The organism is Streptomyces davaonensis JCM 4913 (assembly GCF_000349325.1).
Lineage (GTDB): Bacteria > Actinomycetota > Actinomycetes > Streptomycetales > Streptomycetaceae > Streptomyces > Streptomyces davaonensis.
On record NC_020504.1, the window covers coordinates 7,840,492 to 7,866,264 of the forward strand.

At 70.5% G+C, this 25,773-nt stretch carries 23 protein-coding genes and 2 pseudogenes; 14 read left to right on the forward strand and 11 right to left on the reverse strand.

Going from position 1 to position 25,773, the window contains the following annotated elements; genetic code table 11:
* Position 1 precedes the first annotated feature (1 nt).
* Positions 2 to 196: a DUF1918 domain-containing protein gene (locus BN159_RS34665; RefSeq protein ID WP_015661705.1), complete on the reverse strand. Its 195-nt coding sequence runs from the start codon at positions 194 to 196 to the stop codon at positions 2 to 4.
* Positions 197 to 289: 93 nt separating this feature from the next.
* Complete coding sequence (locus tag BN159_RS34670; RefSeq protein WP_041820290.1) at positions 290 to 1,228, reverse strand: DMT family transporter; 939 nt, start codon at positions 1,226 to 1,228, stop codon at positions 290 to 292.
* Between BN159_RS34670 and BN159_RS34675 the strand changes: the two genes are divergently transcribed.
* Both BN159_RS34675 and BN159_RS34680 read left to right on the forward strand, forming a co-directional pair.
* Positions 1,227 to 2,660 carry an aminotransferase-like domain-containing protein gene (locus BN159_RS34675; protein WP_041820293.1) on the forward strand — a complete coding sequence of 478 codons (1,434 nt, stop codon included), beginning with the start codon at positions 1,227 to 1,229 and terminating at the stop codon, positions 2,658 to 2,660. The genes BN159_RS34670 and BN159_RS34675 overlap by 2 nt on opposite strands.
* A gap of 129 nt (positions 2,661 to 2,789) precedes the next feature.
* Positions 2,790 to 3,383, forward strand: a complete 594-nt coding sequence (locus BN159_RS34680) for a histidine phosphatase family protein (RefSeq protein WP_015661708.1) — start codon at positions 2,790 to 2,792, stop codon at positions 3,381 to 3,383.
* 5 nt (positions 3,384 to 3,388) lie between these two features.
* Here the strand turns inward: BN159_RS34680 and BN159_RS47220 are convergent, their stop codons facing one another.
* Positions 3,389 to 3,925 (reverse strand): hypothetical protein, encoded by a 537-nt coding sequence (locus BN159_RS47220; RefSeq protein ID WP_015661709.1) that lies wholly within the window; start codon positions 3,923 to 3,925, stop codon positions 3,389 to 3,391.
* Positions 3,922 to 4,467, reverse strand: coding sequence for a hypothetical protein (locus BN159_RS34690; protein WP_041820295.1), 546 nt, complete (start codon positions 4,465 to 4,467; stop codon positions 3,922 to 3,924). The genes BN159_RS47220 and BN159_RS34690 overlap by 4 nt, the downstream gene beginning before the upstream one ends.
* A 204-nt stretch (positions 4,468 to 4,671) precedes the next feature.
* Between BN159_RS34690 and BN159_RS34695 the strand changes: the two genes are divergently transcribed.
* From BN159_RS34695 to BN159_RS34725, 7 genes are all read left to right on the forward strand, one after another.
* Positions 4,672 to 7,146 (forward strand): alpha-L-arabinofuranosidase C-terminal domain-containing protein, encoded by a 2,475-nt coding sequence (locus BN159_RS34695; RefSeq protein WP_015661711.1) that lies wholly within the window; start codon positions 4,672 to 4,674, stop codon positions 7,144 to 7,146.
* A gap of 104 nt (positions 7,147 to 7,250) precedes the next feature.
* Positions 7,251 to 8,642 (forward strand): FG-GAP repeat domain-containing protein, encoded by a 1,392-nt coding sequence (locus BN159_RS34700; protein WP_015661712.1) that lies wholly within the window; start codon positions 7,251 to 7,253, stop codon positions 8,640 to 8,642.
* A gap of 54 nt (positions 8,643 to 8,696) precedes the next feature.
* A complete protein-coding gene (argC, locus tag BN159_RS34705; RefSeq protein WP_015661713.1) occupies positions 8,697 to 9,725 on the forward strand; it encodes an N-acetyl-gamma-glutamyl-phosphate reductase in 1,029 nt (342 codons plus the stop codon).
* Complete coding sequence (argJ, locus tag BN159_RS34710) at positions 9,722 to 10,873, forward strand: bifunctional glutamate N-acetyltransferase/amino-acid acetyltransferase ArgJ (RefSeq protein ID WP_015661714.1); 1,152 nt, start codon at positions 9,722 to 9,724, stop codon at positions 10,871 to 10,873. The genes argC and argJ overlap by 4 nt, the downstream gene beginning before the upstream one ends.
* Positions 10,870 to 11,781, forward strand: coding sequence for an acetylglutamate kinase (argB, locus tag BN159_RS34715; RefSeq protein ID WP_015661715.1), 912 nt, complete (start codon positions 10,870 to 10,872; stop codon positions 11,779 to 11,781). The genes argJ and argB overlap by 4 nt, the downstream gene beginning before the upstream one ends.
* Positions 11,778 to 12,965 carry an acetylornithine transaminase gene (locus BN159_RS34720; protein WP_015661716.1) on the forward strand — a complete coding sequence of 396 codons (1,188 nt, stop codon included), beginning with the start codon at positions 11,778 to 11,780 and terminating at the stop codon, positions 12,963 to 12,965. Before argB ends, BN159_RS34720 begins: the two co-directional genes overlap by 4 nt.
* A gap of 19 nt (positions 12,966 to 12,984) precedes the next feature.
* A complete protein-coding gene (locus BN159_RS34725) occupies positions 12,985 to 13,527 on the forward strand; it encodes an arginine repressor (protein WP_015661717.1) in 543 nt (180 codons plus the stop codon).
* 181 nt (positions 13,528 to 13,708) lie between these two features.
* Here BN159_RS34725 and BN159_RS34730 read toward each other — a convergent pair whose 3' ends face one another.
* The 6 genes and pseudogenes from BN159_RS34730 to BN159_RS34750 form a co-directional block, all read right to left on the reverse strand.
* A complete protein-coding gene (locus tag BN159_RS34730) occupies positions 13,709 to 14,449 on the reverse strand; it encodes an FAD:protein FMN transferase (protein ID WP_015661718.1) in 741 nt (246 codons plus the stop codon).
* Between the two features lie 55 nt (positions 14,450 to 14,504).
* Positions 14,505 to 15,295 (reverse strand): annotated as a pseudogene (locus BN159_RS34735) (FMN-binding protein).
* Between the two features lie 29 nt (positions 15,296 to 15,324).
* Positions 15,325 to 16,707: a ferredoxin reductase family protein gene (locus tag BN159_RS34740; protein WP_015661721.1), complete on the reverse strand. Its 1,383-nt coding sequence runs from the start codon at positions 16,705 to 16,707 to the stop codon at positions 15,325 to 15,327.
* Between the two features lie 75 nt (positions 16,708 to 16,782).
* Complete coding sequence (locus BN159_RS34745) at positions 16,783 to 17,478, reverse strand: L,D-transpeptidase family protein (protein WP_015661722.1); 696 nt, start codon at positions 17,476 to 17,478, stop codon at positions 16,783 to 16,785.
* 3 nt (positions 17,479 to 17,481) lie between these two features.
* Positions 17,482 to 17,562 (reverse strand): annotated as a pseudogene (locus BN159_RS47225) (pyridoxamine 5'-phosphate oxidase family protein); the annotation flags it as partial.
* Positions 17,563 to 17,642: 80 nt separating this feature from the next.
* The gene (locus tag BN159_RS34750) at positions 17,643 to 18,488 is read right to left on the reverse strand and encodes a hypothetical protein (RefSeq protein ID WP_015661723.1); all 846 of its coding nucleotides are present in this window, start codon (positions 18,486 to 18,488) and stop codon (positions 17,643 to 17,645) included.
* Positions 18,489 to 18,712: 224 nt separating this feature from the next.
* Between BN159_RS34750 and argH the strand changes: the two genes are divergently transcribed.
* From argH to BN159_RS34770, 4 genes are all read left to right on the forward strand, one after another.
* Entirely contained in the window at positions 18,713 to 20,143 is a 1,431-nt protein-coding gene (gene argH / locus BN159_RS34755) for an argininosuccinate lyase (protein WP_015661724.1), read from the forward strand.
* A gap of 169 nt (positions 20,144 to 20,312) precedes the next feature.
* Positions 20,313 to 21,284, forward strand: a complete 972-nt coding sequence (locus tag BN159_RS34760; protein WP_015661725.1) for an aldo/keto reductase — start codon at positions 20,313 to 20,315, stop codon at positions 21,282 to 21,284.
* Between the two features lie 81 nt (positions 21,285 to 21,365).
* Positions 21,366 to 21,917, forward strand: coding sequence for a TetR/AcrR family transcriptional regulator (locus BN159_RS34765; RefSeq protein ID WP_041820302.1), 552 nt, complete (start codon positions 21,366 to 21,368; stop codon positions 21,915 to 21,917).
* Positions 21,914 to 23,437: an MFS transporter gene (locus BN159_RS34770; RefSeq protein WP_015661727.1), complete on the forward strand. Its 1,524-nt coding sequence runs from the start codon at positions 21,914 to 21,916 to the stop codon at positions 23,435 to 23,437. The genes BN159_RS34765 and BN159_RS34770 overlap by 4 nt, the downstream gene beginning before the upstream one ends.
* 50 nt (positions 23,438 to 23,487) lie before the next feature.
* Here the strand turns inward: BN159_RS34770 and BN159_RS34775 are convergent, their stop codons facing one another.
* Positions 23,488 to 24,162: a lysophospholipid acyltransferase family protein gene (locus tag BN159_RS34775; RefSeq protein ID WP_015661728.1), complete on the reverse strand. Its 675-nt coding sequence runs from the start codon at positions 24,160 to 24,162 to the stop codon at positions 23,488 to 23,490.
* 377 nt (positions 24,163 to 24,539) lie between these two features.
* On the opposite strand from BN159_RS34775, the gene BN159_RS34780 reads away from it, so the two are divergent.
* Complete coding sequence (locus BN159_RS34780; RefSeq protein WP_015661729.1) at positions 24,540 to 25,706, forward strand: glycerophosphodiester phosphodiesterase; 1,167 nt, start codon at positions 24,540 to 24,542, stop codon at positions 25,704 to 25,706.
* Positions 25,707 to 25,773: the final 67 nt, after the last annotated feature.

Genomic DNA, 25,773 nt, shown 5'->3' on the forward strand with positions numbered 1-25,773 from the left:
CCTAACGCGCGGTGTCCTTGTGCCGGATCTCGGTGTCGGGGCCGGGGGAGCACAGGCCCTCGTGACCGTCCTCGAAGCGGACGCGGTACGGGGGATGGCCCTCCTGGCCCAGGATTTCGACGATCTCGCCGACCTTGTCGTGCTGTCCGACCACCCTGCCGTGCTGGACAAGCTGGTCGCCCACGGTTGCACGCATCTGGAGGCCTCCTCAGCGAAAGCGGGAGCAGCGGTCCGTGGCCATGAGTCTACGGCCCGCGGCGGCGGTGGGAAGTGGGTCGTACGGGCTCACTCAGCCGCGGGCCCGTTGGGTGACGGCGATGCAGACGAGCACCGCCGCGGCCGTCAAGGGGGCGGCCACGGTGAGCTGCTCGCCGAGCAGCAGCACCGACCACACCAGTGTGAGCAGGGGCTGCGCCAACTGCAACTGGCTGGCCTTCGGGACGCCGATGACCGCCATGCCCCGGTACCAGACGACAAGGCCGAGGAACTGGGAACCGGCCGCCACCCACAGCAGTCCGGTGACGCTGTGCGCGGTGAGCGCGAAGGGCTCCTGCGACAGCGCCAGCACGGCGCCGGGGAGGGTGAGCGGCAGGCACAGCACCAGTGCCCAGCCCACGACCTGCCAGCCCGGCATCACCCGGGCCAGTCGACCGCCCTCGGTGTAGCCGGCCGCGCACACCAGCAGAGCGCCGAAGAGGTACAGATCGGCGGAGGTGAGGGCGCCGCCGCTCTGCTGCACGGTGAAGGCGGCCACCGCGGCGGCACCGGCCAGCGCGGCCGTCCAGAAGGTGCGTGAGGGGCGGGTGCCCATCCGCAGGGCGGAGAACAGGGCGGTGGTCAGGGGGAGCAGGCCGACCACGACGGCGGCGTGCGCGGTGGTGGAGGTCTGGAGCGCGAGCGTGGTCAGCAGCGGGAAGCCGACGACCACTCCGGCGACCACGATCGCGAGCCCCGGCCAGTGCCTGCGGTCCGGCAGGGGTACGCGCAGCGCCAGCAGACAGGCACCGGAGATCAGGGCGGCGAGAACGCTCCGCACGGCCACCAGCGACCAGGGGCCGAACCCCTCCAGGCCCCAGGCGGTGGCGGGGAAGGTGAGGGAGAAGGCGGTCACACCGAGCGCGGCGAGGAGGGTGCCGGTGGCGGTGCTCGTCGGGGCGTCGGCGGGGGACTGGCCCGGGGTGTCGACCGCTATCCTGCTCGGCGCGATAGTGCTACTCTGTGCTCTCATGCAAGAGCGTAGCAGTGTCGGTGAACTGGCGGATCGGCTGCGGCGGGAACTCGACCGCTACTCCTACGGTGGAAAGCTCCCGTCGAGCCGGGCTCTCGTCGAGCGGTTCCGGGTGAGCCCGGTGACGGTCTCACGGGCCCTCGCGCAGCTCGCCGCCGAGGGGCTGGTGGTGACCCGGCCCGGCGCCGGGGCCTTCCGGGCCCGGCCGCGTGCCGAGGCGGCGCCCGCCGGGGACACCTCCTGGCAGGAGGTCGCACTGAGCGCCGACGGTGTCGCCGAGCTGGTGCCGCGCTCGGTGAACGCCTCCGGGGTGCTGATCTCGCTCGCCGCCCCACCGCCGGGCGTGATCGAGTTCAACGGCGGCTATCTGCACCCCTCGCTCCAGCCGGAGCGGGCGATGGCGGCGGCGCTCTCCCGGGCCGGGCGGCGTCCCGGTGCCTGGGGCAGACCGCCCATGGAGGGGCTGCCGGAGCTGCGCGAGTGGTTCGCCCGCAGCATCGGCGGCTCGGTCACGGCGGCGGAGGTGCTGGTCACCGCCGGAGGTCAGTCCGCGCTCACCACCGCCCTGCGCGCCCTGGCGCCGCCCGGCGCCCCGGTGCTGGTGGAGTCGCCGACCTACCCCGGCATGCTGGCCATCGCCCGTGCGGCGGGCCTGCGCCCGGTGCCGGTCCCGGTGGACCCGGACGGGGTGCGCCCCGCCCTGCTCGCCGACGCCTTCCGGGCCACCGGCGCCCGGGTCTTCGTGTGCCAGCCGCTGTTCCAGAACCCGACCGGTGCCGTGCTCGCCCCCGACCGCCGCGCCGAGGTGCTGCGCATCGCCCGCGAGGCCGGTGCCTTCGTGGTCGAGGACGACTTCGTGCGGCGGCTGGTGCACGAGGACGCGGGGCCGCTGCCGCGTCCGCTCGCCGCCGACGACCCGGACGGGGTCGTGGTGCATGTCGGCTCCCTCACCAAGGCGACCTCGCCGAGCTTCCGGGTCAGCGCGCTGGCCGCCCGCGGGCCGGTGCTGGAGCGGCTGCGCGCCATCCAGGTCGTGGACACCTTCTTCGTGCCCCGCCCGCTCCAGGAGGCGGCCCTCGAACTCGTCGGCTCGCCCGCCTGGCCCCGGCATCTGCGGGCGATCTCCGCGGAGTTGCGACTGCGCCGGGACGCGATGGCGGCCGCGCTGCTGAGCGAGCTGCCCGAACTCGCCCTGCCCTACATCCCGTCCGGCGGCTACCACCTGTGGGCGCGCCTGCCGGACGGCACCGACGAGACCGCCCTGACCGCCGCCGCCCTGCGCGCGGGCGTCGCGATCACCCCCGGCCGCCCGTACTTCAGCGCCGAACCCCCGGCCGCCCATCTCCGCCTGAGCTTCGCCGCGGTCGCCGGAACCGGTGAGATCGCCGAAGGCGTACGGCGGCTGCGGGCGGCGTACGACGAGGTCGGCTGAGCCACTTCCCTCTCGATTTCGGGTAGTTCGTCCGGCTGGTCCTGACCTGGAAGTAAGGTTTCGCGCACCCTGGGTAACTGGGTGGTAACGCCTCTTGACCTGCGGACTTTCCCGAATCACCATCGCGGCATGTCACTTCGGGTCACGTTCGTCGCCGCCGGGCGCAGCTCGTCGCTGCTCGCCGAGCGTTTCCAGGACGACCGGCCGCTCGACGAGGCCGGCTGGTACGAGGTGCAGCGCCACGCCCACGATCTGGTGCCGCTCTCCGCGGCCGAGCTGCGCTGCTGTTCACCCACCCCGCGCAGCCGCGCCACCGGCGACGCCCTCGGCTATGCCCCGCTGGTGCAACTCGCACTGCGGGACTGCGACATGGGCCGCTGGCGCGGGCTGACGCTGGGCGAGGCGATGGCCCGCGAGCCGCAGGCGGTGGACGCCTGGCTCGCGGACCCCCGGGCCACCCCGCACGGCGGTGAGTCGCTGCTCACGTTCATCACCCGGGTCGGCGGCTGGCTCGACACCCGGCCTGTGGAGGACGGCAGCCGGGTGGTCGCCGTGGCCGAGCCCTCGGTGATCCGGGCCGCCCTGGTGTATGCCCTGAAGGCGCCGCCCGCGACCTACTGGAACCTGGACGTCCGCCCCCTGTCCACGACGACCGTCACCGGCCGCGCGGGCCGCTGGAACCTGCGGTTCGACGGGGTGCCGCCGCAGCCCTCACGGACGTAGGGCCCTCATGGGCGCAGGCCCGTGGTGGGCAGTCCGAAGTGCTCCGCGATGTTGTTCAGGGTGTGTGCGCCGTCCGCGTTGAAGTCGGGGTCGGAGTCGTAGCGGGAGGTGTCCCGGCCGACGATCCGCGCGTCCAGCAGCTCGCGTATTAGCAGATCCGGCATGCCGCCGCCGCGCCGGGACTCCCGACGCCGGCCGAGGTTGAACAGCGTCCCCTCGAAACCGCCCCGGCTGTACGTGAACTGGAACGGGTGCTGGGGGCAGTGCGGAACCAGGTAGTTCTGCCCGTGCGGGCACGCGCACGCGGGTGTGGAGGCCAGGAACACGCTCTCCGCGCCGTCCGCCCGGGTGAGGTCGCGCGCCCGCTCCCAGGCGCCGTAACGCTCAGCGGTGGCGTAGGCGTCGTGCACCGCCCAGACCCAGCCGGACGACTCCCCGGTGGCCGCAGGCGGGCGGCCCGACTCGGTGAACCAGCCGGACAGCGTGATCACGTCCAGGCCCCTGCACCAGGTGACGAAGGAGTCCGTCGGCAGCCAGGTCATCGTGCCGTCCACTCGGCGGCCAGCGGTGGCGAGGGCAGCGCGAAGTGGCCGACGAGGGTCTTCATGAGCCGCCCCCGGTCGTCCTCGGTGTGCTCCCAGCAGTCGTGCCCGAGGTCGTCCTCGTGCGGGCAGTGGGAGTCGGGGCCTATGAGGTTCGCCGCCAGCAGCTCGGGGGAGAGGTGGTCGGGGTCATCGCCCACCCGCTGCCCCAGGTCCTCGAAGCTGAACCTCAGGATCAGCCGGCCGTCGCGGTAGTACTCGAAGTCCGGCGGGAAACCCTTGACGCTGCACGGCTCGGTGACGAACACGACCAGCTCGGTGCCGTCCGGGCACACGCGCCGGTAGTTGACGGGGTCGAAGTCCTCGATCTCCGCGTTCACCATGTCATGCACCGCCCAGCTCCAGCCCCCGTCCTCGCCCCGGTCGAGCGGTTCCCGGTCGAGGCGGCGCAGTCCGTCGGCGAGCGCGTCGAGCGAACTGCCGCGCGCGAACACGACGTTCACCTCGTGATGATCGTAGGAGCGGTGTGTCCACTTGGTCATGGCGAGCACCCTAGAGGCCACCACTGACAGCGCCCCCGGGTGTGGGCGGTGATCCCCACTGGCCTGAACTCGCCCATGGCGCCCCCGACTTCGCCCCACCCGTTCCTGCGCGACCCATTGACGCGTTCCTGCCCCCTCCCTATCTTGCCGTTCGAAGTGCTGATCAGTGTCTGATATTTCGAACAATCGAGCCGCGGAGTATCCATGTCACGCACCCGCTGGAGATACGGCCTGACGGCCACCGCCTGTCTGTTGGCCGCCGGTCTCGTCCCCGCTCCCGCCCATGCCGAGGACGTCACCGACTACGCGATCACCGTCGACCCGACGGACCGGGGCGCGAAGATCGACGACACCATGTACGGCGTCTTCTTCGAGGACATCAACCGGGCCGCCGACGGCGGTCTGTACGCCGAGCTCGTGCAGAACCGGTCCTTCGAGTACTCCACCGCGGACAACGGCTCGTACACCCCCCTCACCTCCTGGGCGGTCTCCGGCACGGCCGAGGTACTCGACGACTCCGGCCGGCTGAACGAGCGCAACCGCAACTACCTCTCCCTGAGCGCCGGTTCGGCCGTCACCAACTCCGGATACAACACCGGTGTCCGCGTCGAGCAGGGCAAGCGGTACGACTTCTCCGTATGGGCCCGCGCCGACGCCGGATCCACCCTCACCGTCGGTCTGAAGGACGCGGCGGGCACCCTCGCGACGGCCCGTCAGGTCGCTGTCTCGGGCGGCTGGAAGAAGTACACCGCCACCTTCACCGCGAGCCGCACCAGCTCCCACGGCCGCCTCGCCGTCGCCTCCTCCGGTGCCGCCGCGCTCGACATGGTCTCGCTCTTCCCGCGCGACACCTACAAGCAGCAGGCGAACGGACTGCGCAAGGACCTCGCCCAGAAGATCGAGGCCCTCAACCCCTCCTTCGTCCGCTTCCCCGGCGGCTGCCTGGTCAACACCGGCTCCATGCAGGACTACAGCGAGTCCTCGAACTGGCAGCGCAAGCGTTCCTACCAGTGGAAGGACACCATCGGTCCGGTGGAGGAGCGCGCCACCAACGCCAACTTCTGGGGATACAATCAGAGTTACGGCCTCGGCTACTACGAGTACTTCCGCTTCTCCGAGGACATCGGCGCCATGCCGCTGCCCGTGGTCCCCGCCCTGGTCACCGGCTGCGGCCAGAACCGCGCCACCGACGACGAGGCGCTGCTCCAGCGGCACATCCAGGACACCCTCGACCTCATCGAGTTCGCCAACGGCCCGGTCACCAGCACCTGGGGCAAGAAGCGCGCCGCGATGGGCCACCCCAAGCCCTTCGGCCTGACCCACCTCGCCGTCGGCAACGAGGAGAACCTCCCGAACGAGTACTTCGCCCGCTTCCTGAAGTTCCGCGCCGCGATCGAGGCCGCGTACCCGGACATCACCGTCGTCTCCAACTCCGGCCCCGACGACTCCGGTTCGACCTTCGACACCGCCTGGAAGCTCAACCGCGAGGCGAACGTCGACATGGTCGACGAGCACTACTACAACAGCCCGCAGTGGTTCCTCCAGAACAACGACCGCTACGACAGCTACGACCGCTCAGGACCCAAGGTCTTCCTCGGCGAGTACGCCTCCCAGGGCAACGCCCTCAAGAACGCCCTCTCCGAAGCCGCGTTCATGACCGGCCTGGAGCGCAACGCCGACGTCGTCAAGCTTGCCTCGTACGCCCCGCTGCTCGCCAACGAGGACTATGTGCAGTGGCGGCCCGACCTGATCTGGTTCAACAACCACGCCTCCTGGAACTCCGCCAACTACGAGGTCCAGAAGCTGTTCATGAACAACGTCGGCGACCGCGTCGTCCCCTCCACCGCGACCGGTACCCCCACCGTCAGCGGCCCGATCACCGGCGCCGTCGGCCTGTCGACCTGGGCGACCAGCGCGGCGTACGACGATGTGCAGGTGACCTCGGCGGACGGCACGTCGCTGCTCAGCGACGACTTCTCCGGTGACGCCTCCCGGTGGACGCACAACGGCACCGGCAGCTGGAGCATCCAGGACGGGGCCTACGTCCAGAGCGACGCCGCCGCCGAGAACACCCTGGTGACCGCGGGCGATCCGCGCTGGCAGGACTACGACCTGCATGTGAGGGCCACCAAGAAGTCCGGCAAGGAGGGCTTCCTGGTCGCCTTCGGCGTCAAGGACACCGGCAACTACTACTGGTGGAACCTGGGCGGCTGGAACAACACCCAGTCCGCCGTCGAACAGGCCACGGACGGTGGCAAGTCGACGCTGATCTCCAAGGCCGGGTCGATCGAGACCGGCCGCGCCTACGACATCGACATCAAGGTGCGCGGCCGCCAGGTCACCCTCTACCTCGACGGCCAGGAGTGGGGCAGCTTCAAGGACGACAAGCCGGCCGAGCCCTTCCGCCAGGTCGTCACCAAGGACGCGGCCACCGGCGACCTGATCGTCAAGGTCGTCAACGCCCAGTCCGCGGACGCCCGTACGGCGATCGACCTGGGCGGCGCGAAGGTCGCCTCCCGAGCCCGGGTGACCACCCTGGCCGGTGAGCCGGACTCGGTGAACAGCGAGACGAACACCCCGGTCACGCCCGTGACGTCGACCGTGTCGGGGATCGCCACGAAGTTCACGTACACCTTCCCGGCGAACTCGGTGACCTTCCTGCGGATCAGGCACGGGTAGTCCCCGCCCCGAGGGCAACCATCCTCGTCACCTGAAGGTCACATGCAGGGCGGCGGGCGTTCGTGTGAACGCCCGCCGTTTCCGTGATCAATGGGAGGCGTGCGGTGAGCCCTGTTCGGTGGACAGCGGTGGTGGCGGCCGTGGTGGCCCTGGCGGTCGGAGGGTTCCTGGGGCTGCCCACGCTCCTCCGGGACACGGAGTCGGCCAGTGCCGTGCGGCCTGCACCCGACTTCGACGGCGACGGACGGGGGGATCTCGTGATGTCCGACGAGGACGGCAAGGTCGACGGGCTCAATCAAGCCGGATATGTCGCCGTGGCGTACGGGCCGAAGCCCGGCCGTACCCCGAAGACGCAGGTCATCACCAAGAATTCGGCCGGAGTGCCCGGTCATGCCGACGCTCAGGACTTTTTCGGCAGCAGCCCCGTGTGGGGGGACCTCGATGACGACGGCTACACGGATCTCGTCGTGGGTTCAGATCGGGCGACCGTGTTGTGGGGCGGGCCGCGGGGTTTGTCGGGCGGCACCGTGCTCGCCGCCGGAACGAGCGGGGAATGGAGCGAGTATTCGTTCGGGCAGCTCGTCATGGGCGACTTCGACGGCGACGGTCATCAGGACATCGCCGGACCAAGGCTGGTCGCCTACGGGCCGGTCACCCGCACCGGCGGCGCTGCCCGCACGGATCGGATCACCCTGGACTCGGGCGAGCATCCGGTGGACGAGGCCGAGGAGGAGTACTGGGAGACGTACGACATCGCAGTCGGGGACGCCGACGGCGACGGGTTCACCGACCTCCTCGCGGTGGCCTCCGTGGACTACGACGGCGAACCCGGCGACGCCCTCCTGCTCTTTCTCAAGGGGGGCTCGGACGGTCTGAAGGCGCCGGTGACCGTGATGAAGGGTGAGCGCAAAGATCGTCCGGACATCGGACATGAGATCGAGACGGGCGACCTGGACCGGGACGGCTACGACGACATCGTCTCCGCGGACTCGTCCGGGCGCGGCTCGGTCAAGGTGGTGTACGGCAACGCCGACGGGCCCGATCCGGGCCGCATCATGACCGTGGACCAGAAGACGCCCGGGGTGCCCGGTCCGGAGACCAGTGTCGGCTTCGCCGAGTCCGTCGCGGTCGGTGACGTCGACGGCGACGGGGACCTCGACGTGGCGGTGGGCGACATGTACGCGGATGTGGGCAAGCAGAAGGACGCCAGCCGGGTCGTCGTACTGAAGGGCGACGGCTCGGGGAAGCTGACCGCTCCGGGCGCCCAGTCGATCCATCACGCCCTCCCCGGTGTGCCGCTCGACGGCACCACCTTCAACGCGCGGTACCTGGCACTCCTGGACACTGACTTCGACGGCCGCGCCGAGATGGTCGTAGGCACCGACCCATGGTCTGCCCGGCCGGCCGGCTACTGCGTCCTTCCCGGCACGAGCAAGGGGATCACCGGCAAGGGCTCGTACTGCGTCCCCGTGCCCAGGCCCGGCCACGCATCCTGATTGCATAAAACTGCGTCGATACGTATAGTCATGCCATCGAGGAGGAGGCTTTTCATGACGGTACGTGCGGCGGTGGCCGGAGCGAGCGGATACGCGGGCGGGGAACTGCTGCGTCTGCTCCTGGCGCACCCGCAGGTCGAGATCGGCGCCCTGACCGGCAACTCCAACGCTGGTCAGCGGCTGGGCACGCTCCAGCCGCACCTGCTGCCGCTGGCCGACCGCGTCCTGGAGCCCACCACCACCGAGGTGCTCGCCGGGCACGACGTCGTCTTCCTCGCGCTGCCGCACGGCCAGTCCGCCGCCGTCGCCGAGCAGCTCGGCCCGGAGGTGCTCGTCGTCGACATGGGCGCCGACTTCCGGCTGAAGGACCCGGCCGACTGGGAGAAGTTCTACGGCTCCCCGCACGCCGGCACCTGGCCCTACGGCCTGCCCGAACTGCCGGGTGCCCGCGCCGCGCTGGAGGGGTCCAAGCGCGTCGCGGTGCCCGGTTGCTACCCGACCGCCGTCTCCCTCGCCCTCTTCCCCGCCTACGCCGCCTCCCTCGCCGAGCCCGAGGCCGTGATCGTCGCCGCGTCCGGCACCTCCGGCGCGGGCAAGGCGCCCAAGGCCCATCTGCTGGGCAGCGAGGTCATGGGCTCCATGACCCCGTACGGCGTCGGCGGCGGCCACCGGCACACCCCCGAGATGAGCCAGAACCTCAGCGCCGCCGCGGGGGAGAAGGTCTCCGTCTCCTTCACCCCCACCCTCGCGCCGATGCCCCGCGGCATCCTCGCCACCTGCACCGCGAAGGCGAAGCCCGGCGTCACCGCCGAGTCCGTCCGCGCCGCCTACGAGAAGGCCTACGCCGACGAGCCCTTCGTCCATCTGCTCCCCGAGGGACAGTGGCCCGCCACGGCGTCCGTCTACGGTTCCAACGCCGTTCAGGTGCAGGTCGCGTACGACGAGGCCGCCGGACGCATCATCGCGATCAGCGCCATCGACAACCTGACCAAGGGCACCGCCGGTGGTGCCGTCCAGAGCATGAACCTCGCCCTGGGGCTCGACGAGAGCACGGGGCTGACCACGATCGGAGTTGCGCCGTGAGCGTGACGGCAGCCAAGGGATTCACGGCGGCGGGCATCGCCGCCGGGATCAAGGAGAACGGCAACCCGGACCTGGCCCTCGTGGTCAACAACGGTCCGCGCCGCGCCGCCGCGGGCGTCTTCACCTCCAACCGCGTGAAGGCCGCTCCGGTCCTGTGGTCCGAGCAGGTCCTCAAGGCGGGCCTGCTTTCCGCGGTCGTCCTCAACTCAGGCGGCGCCAACGCCTGCACCGGGCCCAAGGGCTTCCAGGACACCCACGCCACCGCCGAGAAGGCGGCCGAGGCGCTGAACATCGGCGCGGGCGAGGTCGCCGTCTGCTCGACCGGCCTGATCGGCGTCCTGCTCCCCATGGACAAGCTGCTGCCTGGCGTCGAGACCGCCGCGGCCCAGCTCTCCGAGCACGGCGGCGAGAAGGCCGCCATCGCCATCAAGACCACCGACACCGTGCACAAGACGTCCGTCGTCACCAAGGACGGCTGGACCGTCGGCGGCATGGCCAAGGGCGCGGGCATGCTCGCCCCCGGCCTCGCCACCATGCTGGTCGTCCTCACCACCGACGCGGACCTCGACAGCGACGCCCTGGACAAGGCACTCAGGGCCGCCACGCGCACCACCTTCGACCGCGTCGACTCCGACGGCTGCATGTCGACCAACGACACCGTGCTGCTGCTCGCCTCCGGTGCCGCCGAGGTCACCCCGGCCTACGAGGAGTTCGCCGAGGCCGTGCGCACCGTCTGTGACGACCTCGGACAGCAGCTCATCCGGGACGCCGAGGGCGCCAGCAAGGACATCAAGGTCGAGGTGATCAACGCCGCGACCGAGGACGACGCCGTCGAGGTGGGCCGCTCCATCGCCCGCAACAACCTCCTCAAGTGCGCCATCCACGGTGAGGACCCCAACTGGGGCCGCGTCCTCTCCGCGATCGGCACGACGTCCGCCGCCTTCGAGCCGGACCGGCTCAACGTCGCCATCAACGGCGTCTGGGTGTGCAAGAACGGCGGTGTCGGCGAGGACCGCGACCAGGTGGACATGCGCTATCGCGAGGTGCACATCGTCGCCGACCTCGCCGCCGGTTCCGAGACCGCGACGATCTGGACCAACGACCTCACCGCCGACTACGTCCACGAGAACAGCGCCTACTCCTCATGACCAACACGACCCGCAAGCACACCGCGCTCCCCAAGGCGCAGATCCTCATCGAGGCCCTGCCCTGGCTGGTCCGCCACAACGGCAAGACCGTCGTCATCAAGTTCGGCGGCAACGCCATGATCGACGAGGACCTCAAGGCCGCGTTCGCCCAGGACGTCGTGTTCCTGCACCACGCCGGGCTCAAGCCGGTCGTGGTGCACGGCGGCGGCCCCCAGATCAGCGCCGCGCTCGACAAGCACGGCATCGTCAGCGAGTTCAAGGCGGGCCTGCGCGTCACCACCGAGGACGCCATGGACGTCGTACGGATGGTGCTCGCCGGACAGGTCCAGCGCGAGCTGGTCAACCTGCTCAACGAACACGGCCCGCTCGCCGTCGGGTTGACCGGCGAGGACGCGCACACCATCACCGCCACCAAGCACCAGCCCGAGATCGACGGCGAGTTGGTCGACATCGGGCGGGTCGGCGAGATCACCGACATCGACACGGGCGCGATCGAGGCCCTGCTCGCCGACGGCCGCATCCCGGTCGTCTCCTCGATCGCCCGCAGCCAGGACGACGGACATGTCTACAACGTCAATGCTGATACGGCGGCTGCGGCACTCGCTGCTGCGCTGGACGCCGAAACCCTCATGGTCCTCACGGACGTCGAGGGCCTTTACGAGGACTGGCCCAACAGCGACGAGGTGATCAGCCGCCTCACCGCTTCCCAACTGGAGAAGCTGCTGCCGGAGTTGTCCTCCGGCATGGTGCCGAAGATGGAGGGCTGTCTGCACGCCGTCCGCAACGGCGTGCACACCGCGCGCGTCATCGACGGCCGCGTCCAGCACTCGATCCTGCTGGAGATCTTCACGGACTCGGGCATCGGCACGATGGTCGTGCCCGACGGACTCGACGAGGGGGAGTCGTGAGCAACCGGGAGCTGACCGCCCGCTGGCAGGGCGCGCTCATGAACAACTACGGCACTCCCCAGCTGGCCCTGGTGCGCGGTGAGGGCACACAGCTGTGGGACGCCGACGGCAAGCGGTACCTCGACTTCGTCGGCGGGATCGCGGTCAACGCGCTCGGCCACGCCCACCCCGCGATCGTCGAGGCGGTGAGCCGGCAGATCGCCTCGCTGGGCCACGTCTCCAACCTGTTCGTCGCCGAACCGCCGGTCGCCCTCGCCGAACGGCTGCTCCAGCACTTCGGCCGGGACGGCAAGGTCTACTTCTGCAACTCGGGGGCCGAGGCCAACGAGGGTGCCTTCAAGATCGGGCGGCTGACCGGGCGCGGCCACATCGTCGCCACCCAGGGCGGCTTCCACGGCCGCACCATGGGCGCCCTCGCGCTGACCGGGCAGCCCGCCAAGCAGACGCCGTTCCTGCCGCTGCCCGGCGATGTCACCCACGTCCCCTACGGCGATGCGCAGGCCCTCGCGGCGGCGGTCACCGAGGACACGGCGATCGTCGTGATCGAGCCGATCCAGGGCGAGAACGGCGTGGTCGTGCCGCCCCCCGGCTATCTCAAGGCCGCGCGGGCGATCACCGCGGCGACCGGTTCGCTGCTCGTCCTGGACGAGGTGCAGACCGGCGTCGGGCGGACCGGGCACTGGTTCGAGTACCAGGCCCACGAGGGTGTGCTGCCCGATGTGGTCACTCTGGCCAAGGGCCTCGGCGGCGGGCTTCCGCTGGGCGCGACGGTCGCCTTCGGGCGCGCCGCGGAGCTGCTCCAGCCGGGGCAGCACGGGACGACCTTCGGCGGCAACCCCGTCGCGTGCGCTGCCGGACTCGCCGTGCTGGACACCATCGCGAACGACGGGTTGCTGGAGAACGTCAAGCGGCAGAGCGAGAAGTTGCGGGACGGAATCGAGTCACTCGGGCATGCGCTGGTCTCGCATGTCCGGGGCGCGGGGCTGCTGCTGGGTATCGTGCTCACCGAGCCGCTCGCACCCAGGGTGCAGCAGGCGGCTCAGGACGCCGGTTTCCTGGTGAATGCGCCCGCCCCCGATGTCGTACGGCTGATGCCGCCGCTGAATCTCGGCGACGACGAGGTGGACGCGTTCCTCCGGGCGCTGCCCGGCGTTCTCGATGCGGTCCAAGGGGAGGACGGATGATCCGGGGAATGAGACGACGATGAGTCAGGCGCAGGACCACGAGCACGGAGGCGTCGGGCCCGCCGTGCCGCAGACCCGGACCGCCCGCCACCGCCGGATCGTCGACATCCTCAACCGGCAGCCGGTGCGGTCGCAGAGTCAGCTGGCGAAACTGCTGGCGGACGACGGGCTGACGGTGACGCAGGCGACGCTGTCCCGGGATCTCGACGAGCTGAACGCGGTGAAGATCCGCAACACCGACGGTGACTTGATCTACGCGGTGCCCAGTGAAGGGGGTTTCCGGACTCCCCGGGCGCCGTTGGGCGGGTCGGCGAAGGAAGAGCGGATGCGGCGCCTGTCCCAGGAGCTGCTGATCTCCGCGGAGGCCTCGGCGAACCTCGTGGTCCTGCGGACCCCTCCGGGGGCGGCGCAGTTCCTGGCGTCGGCGATCGACCAGGCGGAACTGCACGACATCCTGGGCACGATCGCGGGCGACGACACGCTGCTGCTGATCAGCCGTGAGCCGGCTGGGGGTCAGGCACTGGCGGAACATCTGCTGCGGCTGGCTCAGAACGGCCACTGAGGTTCGGGCGGTTTGTTGCCGTCTGCGGGCGCGCGGGGGCTGGTCGCGCAGTTCCCCGCGCCCCTGGGTGGGAACAGCCCCGCAGGTTTGATTCCACCCGCGCAGCCGCGCTGCCGAACCCGCGTAGCTGCGGGCAGTCGTGCCGCTGGGGCGGCACGGGTGGGCGCAGCGGCACCCCGCCTCAGCCCAGGCGTGCGGCCAGCCCACCAGTGCAGCGGACCTCGTCGCCCGCCGTGATCAGCAGGGCCTCCACACCCGGCAGCGCCTCCAGCCAGCGCAGGCCCTCCCGCGACCCCATGGCGAACGCTGCCGTTGCCCAGCAGTCAGCCCAGGTGATCGTGGGGGCCACCACCGTCACCGCGACCAGGTCCGTCACTGCCGAGTGGCCGGTGCGGGGGTCGACGATGTGTGCCCCCCGTTCCGCCGTCCCGGACGTGGCCACCGCCAACTCCGTCGTGCCCGCCGCCGAGATCACCGCCGCCAGCCCACCGGGACGCAGCGGATCCGCGATGCCCACCCGCCACGGTCGCTCGGTACCCGGCACACCCAGTAGCTGCACATCGCCGCCGCCGTTGACGCTCACGCCGGTCACGCCGGCCGTCGCCGCCAGCAGTCGGGCCGCCCGTTCGATCGCCCAGCCCTTCACGATGCCCGTGGGGTCCAGGCGCCCCTCGTAGGAGGTCGAGAACCACCCGTCGCTGACCCGGGAAGCCTCCTCGCCGAGGGCCAGCACCGCCGCCACATCGGGGTCGCACTCCTCGACGGTCAGCTCCCCGCGCGCCAGCCGCGAGATCTCGCTGTCCTCCCGGTAGGTGCTGAACACCTCGTCGACCCGATGCAGCCCGGTCACCGCCTCGGTCAGCGCCGCCCGTACCGCCTCCGGATCCCCGCCGCGGACGTCGAAGGAGAAGACGGTCCCCATGACCTCCTCCACTTGACGCACCGCGGCGGGAGCTTCTGCCGATTCGGCCACCGACTCAGCCACCAGCCTGGTCCAGGGCCGACTGAAGCGACTGCTTGTAGCCGGTGCTGGTGTACGTCGCCCCGGACACCGCGTCGATGTCCGCACTGCCCGCCGCCACCGCGGCCGCGTTGAGCTTCGGCACGGCGTTGCCGTTGATCTGCGTGGACTGACCACCGCTCGGCTGCTGCACGGCCTCCGCCGCAGTGATCTTCCCGCCGGTCACGGTGATCCGCACCTGCACCGGCCCGTACTGCGTCTTCACCGTCTCCCCGGTGACCGTACGAGCCTGAGCGGCACCCCCGGCCCGGCATCAGCCCCGGCATCAGCACCGGCCCCGGCTCCGCCCGCGGACTTCTCCATCTGGTCCAGCGCCGACTGCAACGACTTCTTGTACCCGGTGCTCGTATACGTGGCCCCCGACACCGTGTCGATCTCCGCGGTCTGCGTCGCGAGCGCCGCCTGGTTCAGCCGGGGCACCGCGGTGTTGGTGACCTCGGTACTGCGCCCACCACTGGGCGCCTGCACGGCCTCCACCTTGGTGACCTTGCCGCCGCTGACGGTCAGCCGAACCTGCACGGGCCCGTACTCCGTCTGCACCGCGTCCCCGGTGACCGTACCGGCCTGCCCGGAGTTGCCGCCCTGCGCCGATTCCTGCGCCGCCGCGGTCTGTTGCGGCGCGGCGCCGCCCGCCGCCTGTGCGGCCCCGGGATCCGACGCCGGCTTCAGCGACAGCAGCAGCACGATCCCGGACACGGTGGCGGCGCCCGCCAGCACGACACGCCGGATGGGGTGAGTCTTCCTCATCGCTCCAACAGCTCCTGAAGTCCCGTCGCTCACATCTCGAACGACTCGTGATGGATGCGGCGGGCGGGCACTCCCGCGCCGCGCAGTGCTTCGTACACGGACTGCGCGAAGCCGGGCGGCCCGCACATGAAGACGTCGTGCTTGTCGATGTCCGGCAGCTTCTGCTGAAGCCGCTCCGCCGAGATGTCGGGCCGTTCCCCGTCGGGGCTGTTGACCGCGTACATCAGCCGCGCGCCCCGCTCCTCGGCGATGGCGGACAGCTCGTCCCACAGCGCCAGATCCTGCGTGCTGTTGGCGCGGTAGAGGAGAGTGATGTCACCGGAGGCGCCGGGCAGTGTCTCGAACAGCGCGCGCATCGGCGTGATCCCGACGCCGCCCGCCACCAGCAGCACCTTGCCCCGGCTGCGCCGCTGCGCGGTGAGCGCGCCGTACGGGCCCTCCGCCCACACTTTGGTCCCGGGCTCCAGCTCGCGCAGCCGCTCGCTGTGGTCGCCGATCGCCTTGACGGTGATCCGCAGCATGTCCGGGCGGGGCGCCGCCGAGAGCGAGTACGGGTGGGAACTGAACCGCATGCCCGGCGCCAGGAACCGCCACCGGAAGAACTGCCCCGCCTCCGCGCCCATCCGGTGCAGCTTGCGCCCGCCGATCAGGACCGACACCACACCCGGCGTCTCCTCGATGACCGCCTCGACATACATCCGGTGCCGGAGGTTGAGGCGGATGGGGGTGAGGATCCGGTACCAGACGACCAACGCGGTGACGACGCCGTAGAGCCCGTACCAGAAGGTCTTGGCGGAGGGCTCGACGGCGAATTCGTTGCCGGTGGTGATCTGGTGCCAGAAGGTCAGGTACACGGCCGCGTACGTCAGCAGGTGGACGTGGTACCAGGTGTCGTACGGCACCCGGCGGCGGACCCCGCCGATGGAGAGGAAGGCGATCAGGAACAGCAGCCCGGTGCCGATGGCAGCCTTGCCCATGTCCGGGAGCGTGTTGATGGAGTCCATCGTCTGCTGGACGATGTCGCCGAGTGTCTTGCCCGCCTGGAGCGCGTACGCCCACATGGTGAGGAAGACGTGCGCGATGACCAGGCAGATCGTGTACCGGCCGCTCATCGCGTGCCAGCGGGCGACACGGTCCGATCCGACTCGCCGCTCCAGCGCCGGCACCCGGGCCATCTGGAGCACCACGAGCGCCATCAGGTACCCGGCGAGCAGACCGGTGATCCGGCCCGCGGCCAGGATCTTCGCGGTGTTGTCCGCGAGCGACGGTGTGTTGTCCCACCACAGCCACAGCACCGCCGCGGCCCCGGCCCACAGGGCGATCACCAACGGGACGGCCGGGGAGCGGCGCGGACGGATGCGGCGCATCGTCTGGCGGCGGGCGGCGCGCCCGCCTGCGAGCGTGGTGGTCACAGTTCCTCCGGGAACGGACAAGGGGGAGTGGCGTGGACCCTCGGCCCAGAGGTACGTGCGGGGCGGCCTTTGTGTTCAGTACCGCGTGACGGCTGTTGGACCGTCCGTGGTTCCGATGGCGATGTGCGGCTTTCGGGCGGGATCGGCCCACCGCAGGATCCGCCGCATGTCGGCGGCGGGCACCGACACACAACCGGCCGTCGCCCCGGATCCGTTGACGTGCAGGAAGATCCCGGCGCCCCGGCCGCGCACCGGCTCGGCATAGTTGAAGCCGATGACGAGCGCGTGCGTGTACTGGGCGGTGTAGGTGATCAGCCGCTCCGACTCGGCGGCCCGGCAGTCCGCCGCGCGCGGCTCGGTCCAACGGTTGTACGAGCGCGAGTCGTTGTCCTGGCACCACCACGAATCCTGATGCACCGGACGGTACTTGTACGCCGTCCCGCGCGGCGCCGCCTTGATGCCGAAGGCGTACGGCAGGTCGTAGAGCCCTGTGGGTGTGGTGCTGGTGCCCTGCTGTCGCGCGGCGCCCTCGACGAGGCCGTTCGCCCCGAACCGGGCCTTCGCGGTACCGGCCTTCGCCCAGCGGCCGTTGCGCAGGTTCCACCAGGTGACCGTGCCCTGGGTGGCGCCGGTCCGGGCGGCGACGGCGGTGATCAGCTGACTGCCGCCGCCGGTGTCCGCCATCCGTGCCGGAAGCGGTGACTCGCCGGGCGGCGCGGCACCGAGCAGGAGCAGGGAGGCGGAGGCAAGAGCGACGACACCGGGGCGCATGGCTCAGACCGTAGACGGGGGCAGCGGTGACGGCAGCCCGGGTAGGCCATCCAGGCTCGTCGCGATGTGCTCCTTGTTGGGGAATTCCGGATTTCGCGGGCTCCGCACACGCCGTGGCCGCCCCGGCCGGCGCACAGCCGGGGCGACCATGACTGCCTGCTACGTCACTTGTTGAGCGTGCAGGCGGCCAGGGCACCGAGTCCCTGGGGCTTTTCGGCGGTGCGGCCGATGGAGATGGCGATGCGGTCGATGGTGGCGGTGCGCTTGCTGGCGAGTGGGCCGAGGATGGCGTTCTGGACGAAGTTGGGTCCGCCTTGGCCGACGGTGTCGACGAGTCGCTTGTTGGCTTCGTCGATCTGGGTCTGGAGGAGTGTGAGGTTCCGGTCGACCTCGGCCTGTGCGGTGGCCGGGATCGCGGGGAGCTGGGAGGCGACGTCCGGGCAGCTGATGGTGCCGACGCCGGTGTTGCCCTCCCCTTCCGGCTCTGCCGGAGCGGCGGTGCTCGGCGTGGCCTCGACCTCCTCACCGGCGCCCGCACCGGCATCGGCCTCCCCGCCCGTGTCGGCCGCGCCCTCCGCGTTGAGCGTGCAGGCGGCCAGGGCACCGAGTCCCTGGGGCTTTTCGGCGGTGCGGCCGATGGAGATGGCGATGCGGTCGATGGTGGCGGTGCGCTTGCTGGCGAGTGGGCCGAGGATGGCGTTCTGGACGAAGTTGGGTCCGCCTTGGCCGACGGTGTCGACGAGTCGCTTGTTGGCTTCGTCGATCTGGGTCTGGAGGAGTGCGAGGTTCCGGTCGACCTCGGCCTGTGCGGTGGCCGGGATGGCGGGGAGCTGCGAGGCGACGTCCGGGCAGCTGATGGTGCCGGGACCGGCCAGCGTTCTGGCGTCGTTCTCGGGTGTCTCCCCGGCGAGCGCGGAGTTGACGATGACCGCCCCGGACAGCGCCAGCGCGGCGGCGCCGCCGATCAGCGCGACACGACGCTTGTTGTACTTCGGAAGAGCCCTGGACATGCGGAAGCCTCACTCGGGTCGGGGGTGTGCTCGGCGAGGAGTACGAGAAAGCGATTTCTAGTGTTCAGATCCCGGCCAGATTGACCAATCATGCAGTGTTCTGCATAATCATGCATAGCGGTGAAACGCAGGGCAGGACACCGGCGCCGCCCCCGCACGGCCGCCTCCCCGTTCACGCCACGGGGAGGCGGTGCCCCATCCAGATCCTCCAAGGAGCGCAGCAAGTGAGCAGCAACAGCGGTGACGTCCGGCTCTGGGGCGCACGTTTCGCGGACGGCCCCGCCGAGGCACTGGCCAGGCTGTCCGCGTCGGTCCACTTCGACTGGCGGCTCGCGCCGTACGACATCGCCGGTTCGCGTGCCCACGCGCGCGTGCTGCACAAGGCGGGCCTGCTCACGGACGACGAGCTGAACCGGATGATCGCGGGCCTGGAGCAGCTGGCCGTGGACGTCGCCGACGGCACCTTCGTCGGCACGATCGCCGACGAGGACGTGCACACCGCCCTGGAGCGCGGCCTGCTGGAGCGCCTCGGCCCCGACCTCGGCGGCAAGCTGCGCGCCGGACGCTCCCGCAACGACCAGGTGGCGACCCTCTTCCGGATGTACCTGCGGGACCAGGCCCGCAACATCGCCGGTCTGATCGCCGACCTCCAGGACGCCCTGGTCGGCCTGGCCGAGGCCCACCCGGACGTGGCGATGCCCGGCCGCACCCACCTCCAGCACGCCCAGCCCGTGCTCTTCGCCCACCATGTCCTCGCCCATGCGCAGGCCCTGTCCCGGGACGCGGAGCGGCTGCGCCAGTGGGACGAGCGGACGGCGGTCTCCCCGTACGGCTCCGGCGCCCTGGCCGGCTCCTCCCTCGGTCTGGACCCGGAGGCGGTGGCCGAGGATCTCGGCTTCGAGCACGGCTCGGTCGCCAACTCCATCGACGGCACGGCCTCGCGTGACTTCGTCGCCGAGTTCGCCTTCATCACCGCGATGATCGGGATCAACGTCTCCCGGATCGCCGAGGAGATCATCATCTGGAACACGAAGGAGTTCTCCTTCGTGACCCTCCATGACGCGTTCTCCACGGGTTCGTCGATCATGCCGCAGAAGAAGAACCCGGACATCGCGGAGCTGGCGCGCGGCAAGAGCGGCCGCCTGATCGGCAACCTGACGGGCCTCATGGCCACGCTCAAGGCGCTCCCGCTGGCGTACAACCGTGACCTCCAGGAGGACAAGGAGCCGGTCTTCGACTCCTGCGACCAGCTGGACGTCCTGCTCCCCGCCTTCACCGGCATGATCGCCACCCTCACCGTCCACCGCGACCGCATGGAGGAACTGGCCCCGGCCGGCTTCTCCCTGGCCACCGACATCGCCGAGTGGCTGGTCAAGCAGGGCGTCCCGTTCCGCGTGGCCCACGAGGTCGCCGGGGCCTGCGTGAAGGTCGCGGAGTCCGAGAACAAGGAACTGGACGACCTGACGGACGCCCAGTTCGCGGCGATCTCCGAGCACCTGACCCCGGAGGTCCGCACGGTCCTGAACGTTCCGGGCGCCCTGGCCTCCAGGAACGGACGGGGCGGCACGGCCCCGAGCGCGGTGGCGATCCAGCTCGCAGAGGTCAAGGCGGACGTGGCCGCTCAGCACGAATGGGCGACCGCCAAGAAGCAGTAGGGGCAACTCGAACAGGCCCAGGGGCGCGGGGAACTGCGCGACAAGCCACGGCGAGCCCGCACTCGCCCAGGAGACGCACCATTCGAGCTCCTGGGCGCCCCGGCTCAGCGAGCGCAGCGTCATCGCGAGTTACGTTGGTCGCAAGTCCGCCGACCGAACGGAGCCCGCGATGCCCTTCGCCCGACTGGCCAACGCGACCACCCCCACCTGCCACATCGGCCTGGGCCTCGCCGCCGTCGGCCGCCCCGGTTACATCAACCTGGGCCGGGACGAGGACCTCGGGGAGTCCCGGAGCGTCGACGCCCTGCGTGACCGTACGCACGAACTCCTGGACGCGGCCTACGCCCAGGGCGTCCGCTACTTCGACGTGGCCCGCTCCTACGGCCGCTCCGAGGAGTTCCTCGCCGACTGGCTGAACGCCCGCCCGGACATCGACGACGTGGTCATCGGCAGCAAGTGGGGCTACACCTACACCGCCGGCTGGACGGCGGACGCCGAGACGCACGAGGTCAAGGACCACGGCCTGGCCACGTACGAGCGGCAGCGCGCCGAGACCGACGCCCTGCTCGGCGACCGGCTCGACCTCTACCAGATCCACTCGGTGACCCCGGACAGCCCCGCCCTCACCGACAAGGACCTGCACGCCAGGCTGGCCGAGGCCGCCGCCCAGGGCCTCACCGTCGGCTTCTCCACCAGCGGCCCCGCCCAGGCCGACGCGATCCGCGCCGCCCTCGCGGTGACGGTCGACGGCGAGCCTCTCTTCCGTACCGTCCAGTCGACCTACAACGTCCTGGAGACCTCCGCCGCACCGGCCCTCGCCGAGGCTCATGACGCCGGGCTCACCGTGATCGTCAAGGAGGGCATGGCCAACGGCAGGCTCGCCGAGCCGTACGCCCCCGACGCGCTGAAGGCCGTGGCCGCGCAGGCGGAACTGGGCACCGACGCCGTGGCCCTCGCCCTCGTCCTGCGCCAGCCCTGGGCCGGAGTCGTCCTCTCCGGCGCCGCCACCGTCGTCCAGCTCGCGTCCAACCTGCACGCGCCCGTGGTGGACCTCGACGAGGACCAGCTGGCCAGGCTGGCGGCGCTGACGGAGGAGCCGGGCGCGTACTGGGAGCGGCGCGGCCAGTTGCCCTGGCACTGAAAGATCACCACGACCCGCTAGTCGTGAGACGTTCATGCCCACGGTGAGACATGAATGTCTCACATGGGCTATGGTTGTCTCATGGCTGTCGATCGTGACCACGTGCTGCGCAGCGCAGCCGCCCTGCTCACCCGGAAATCCACGTCCACGATGGACGAGGTCGCCAAGGCGGCCGGGATCAGCCGGGCCACGCTGCACCGCCACTTCGCCGGGCGGGACGCGCTCGTCCGGGCCCTTGAGGCGCTCGGCATCGCGGAGTGCGAGGCCGCGCTGGACGCGGCCCGGCTGGACGAGGGCAGCGCGAGCGACGCCGTACGCCGACTCGTCCGCGACATAGAGCCCGCGGCGGGCCTGCTGGCCTTCCTCTACACCGAGAACCAGCTGTTCGAGGGCGAGGGCCAGAACGAGGGCTGGGCCAGGATCGACGCCCGCATCGCCGCGCTGTTCCGGCGCGGCCAGCAGTCCGGCGAGTTCCGCATCGACCTCACCCCGGCCTGGCTCACCGAGGCGCTCTACGGCCTGATGGCGTCCGGCGCCTGGGCGGTCCAGGAGGGCCGGGTCGCGGCCAACGACTTCACGCACATGATCGTCGAGCTGTTGCTCGGCGGAGCACTACGGAGAGAGGAACCATGACCAGCACCTTGCAGCCGGCGAACCCGACCGAGGCGGTGAACCGGCCGGGCCGCTGGCTCGCGCTGTCCGTCCTGGTGCTCGCCGTGCTGCTGGTGGCCGTCGACGCGACCGTCCTCGGTCTCGCGACCCCCTACATCAGCGAGGACCTCAACCCCTCCGGCACCCAGCTGCTGTGGATCGGTGACGTCTACTCCTTCGTCATCGCCGGTCTGCTGGTCTCGATGGGCAGCCTCGGCGATCGAATAGGCCGCAAGCGGATCCTGCTCGGGGGCGCGACGGCGTTCGGCGCGATCTCCGTGCTGAACGCGTACGCGACCACCCCCGAGACGATGATCCTGGCCCGCGCGCTCCTCGGTGTCGCCGGTGCGACCCTGATGCCGGCCACGCTCGCCCTGATCCGCAACCTCTTCCACGACCCGCGCGAACGCAGCCTCGCCGTGGGCATCTGGGGCGCCACGGCCTCGGCCGGTACCGCGGTCGGCCCGATCGTCGGCGGCTTCCTGCTCGAGCACTTCTGGTGGGGCTCGGTCTTCCTGATCAACCTGCCCGTGATGGCGGTGCTGGTCGTGGTCGGCGTCAAGACGCTCCCGGAGTCCCGCAACCCGAACCCCGGCCCCTGGGACCTGCTGAGCGTCCTCCTGTCGCTGATCGGCATGGTGGGTGTGGTCTACGCCGTCAAGGAGTTCGCCGCGCACGGCCTGGCCTGGGAACCCGTCGCCGTGGGCCTGCTGGGCGCCGCGGCGCTGTACGGCTTCGTCCGCCGCCAGCTGACCCTCCCGGCCCCGCTGCTGGACATGCGACTGTTCCGCAACCGAGGCTTCAGCGGCGCGGTCCTCGCCGACCTGCTGACCATCCTCGGCATGTCCGGCCTGGTGTTCTTCCTCTCCCAGTACCTCCAGCTCGTCCAGGGCCGCGGCCCCTTCGAGGCGGGCCTCGCCGAACTCCCCGCAGCGGTGGGCGCGGTGGCGGCGGGCCTGGTCGCGGGCAAGGCCGCGCGCCGCTACTCGGTACGCGCCGTGGTCTCCGGCGGCCTGGCCGCGGTCGGTCTCTCCCTGGCCGCCCTGACAGTCCTGGACCAGTCGACCGGCTACCCCCTGCTCGGCACCGCCCTCCTGATCGTCGGCATCGGCGCCGGCTTCTCCTTCACGGTGACGGCCGACGTCATCCTGTCCTCCGTACCGAAGGAGCAGGCAGGCTCGGCATCGGCCGTATCGGAAACGGCGTACGAATTGGGCGCGGCCCTGGGAATCGCGGTACTGGGCTCGATCGTGACGGGCGTCTACCGGGATTTCACGGCTCCGAGGGGCACCCCGGAAGGTGCACACGAGTCATTGGGCGGCGCGGTGGAAGCGGCAACAACCATGCCCACAGAAACAGCCCAGACCATGCTGGACGCGGCAAGACAGTCCTTCGTGGACGGCCTGACACTGGCGACGGGAGCAGGAGCAGCAGTCCTGCTCATGGCAGCGGCAGCAGCGTGGTTCATGCTGAAAAACCAACGGTTGGAAAACGGACAGTAAGGGGCGCGGGGAACTGCGCGACAAGCCCCTACCGGCCCGCGGCCAAAAAACTACGCCGCTTCCTTGGCCTTAGTCGCATACATGTCCACATACTCCTGCCCGGACAGCCGCATAACCTCAGCCATCACAGAATCGGTAACGGCCCGCAACACATACCGATCCCGATCCATACCCTCGTACCGGGAAAACTCCATGGCCGGACCAAACCGAACAGTGACCCGGCTCGGCCGGGGCATCCCCGCCCCACCCGGCTGAATCTTGTCCGTGCCGATCATCGCGAACGGCACCACCGGCGCCCCGGTCATCAACGTCAGCCGCGCGATACCGGTCCGCCCGCGGTACAGCCGCCCGTCGGGCGACCGCGTGCCCTCGGGGTAGATCCCGAAGAGCTTGCCCTCCTCCAGGACCCGGCGGCCGGTCATCAGCGCGGCGACGCCGCCCCGGCCGCCGTCCCGGTCGACCGGGATCATGCCGACGCCGGTGAAGAACCAGGCCATCAGCCGGCCCTTGAACCCCTTGCCGGTGACGTACTCGTCCTTGCCGATGAAGAAGACCTGCCGGTCGCAGACGAGCGGAAGGATCATCGAGTCGATGAACGTGAGGTGGTTGCCCGCGAGGATCACCGGACCGTCGCCCGGGATGTGCTCCGCACCTTCCACCCGTGGGCGGAACATCAGGCGCATGATCGGTCCGAGCACTGCCTTGATGAGCGCGAAGCGGGACAACGGGCCCTCCGGTGTCAAGGTGTTCCTATAAGTCTGTGCAGGTGAGGACGATACTCGCGGTTCCCGGGGTCGCGCACATCGGGTGCAACGGGTTCACCGAGGTATTACGCACTGTTGACGCGGGTTTACCTGCGGTGCTGTCCCGTCGCCCGCCGGAAACCTCCCCGGAACGGTGTGACGGACGTCGCGCCGACCCGGGCGAGGGCATCCGAACCACGCCTACCCTTAGACATGCGTTCGATGCCGACGGACCGTCAGAACTCCATCCCCACAAGACATCCGGAGTCACCCGCGTGTTCGATCCGGGGTCTCCCGCCGGTCATCGACTGGCACCTACCATCGGCCCGCACCAAGGAGTCGAGGGCAGGAGGCCGCTCATGGGAACGCAGGAGTCGGACGAGCAGGCGCGGGGGACCGGGCGCCGGGCGCTGCTGGGCGCCGCCGTACTGGGCGCGAGCGGCGCGGTCCTCGGACTGTCCGGCACGGCTCGGGCCGCGGGCGGCGGGTACGGAGGCGGCGGGGTGAAGAGCCTGCCCAAGCCGACGATCATCGGTCACCGCGGCGCCAGCGGCTACCGCCCCGAGCACACCCTCGCCGCCTACCAGCTCGCCCTCGACATGGGCGCCGACATCGTCGAGGCCGGTGACCTGGTCCCCACCAGGGACGGCCATCTGGTCTGCCGCCACGAGCCGGAGATCGGCGGGACCACGGACGTCGCCGACCACCCCGAGTTCGCCGGCCGCAAGACCACCAAGGTGCTCGACGGGGTCTCCGTCACCGGCTGGTTCACCGAGGACTTCACGCTCGCCGAGCTGAAGACGCTGCGCGCCATCGAGCGGATCCCCGCCAACCGCCCGCACAACACCCTCTACAACGGCCGCTTCGAGATCCCCACCTTCGAAGAGGTGCTGCGCTGGCAGGAGGAGCAGACCCGCAAGCGCGGCAAGCAGGTCTGGATCTACCCCGAGCTCAAGCACCCCACCTACTTCCGCAAGCTGGGCCTCGGCCTGGAGGAGCGGATCGCGAAGGTGCTGCGCAAGTACGGCAAGAACAAGTGGAACTCGCCGGTCATCGTCCAGTCCTTCGAGCCGACCAGCATCCAGCGCCTGAACAAGCTGATCGACAACCCGCTGGTGGTGCTGCTGTCCGGCGCGAGCACGCGGCCGTACGACTTCGTCGAGACCGGTGACCCGCGCACCGTCGCCGATCTGGTCAAGCCCGCCGGGCTGCGGGAGATCGCCTCCTACGCCCAGGGCATCGGCCCGACCCTCGACCTGGTCATCCCGAAGGACGCGAGCGGCAACCTCACCCAGCCGACCACGCTGGTCGCCGACGCGCACAAGGTGGGCCTCGTCCTGCACCCCTGGACGATGCGCAACGAGAACCCCTTCCTGCCCGCGAACTTCCGCAAGGGCACCGACGCCGACGCCTACGGCGATGTCTTCGGCGCCTACAAGACGTACTTCGCCACCGGCATCGACGGCGTCTTCACCGACCAGCCCGACACCGGACTGCTGGCCCGCGAGGACTTCGTCAACGGCTGAGCCCCGCACCCCGGTTGGGGTGACAAACGGCCGCCCGGGCAACCCGTCGCCCGGGCGGCCGCGTCGT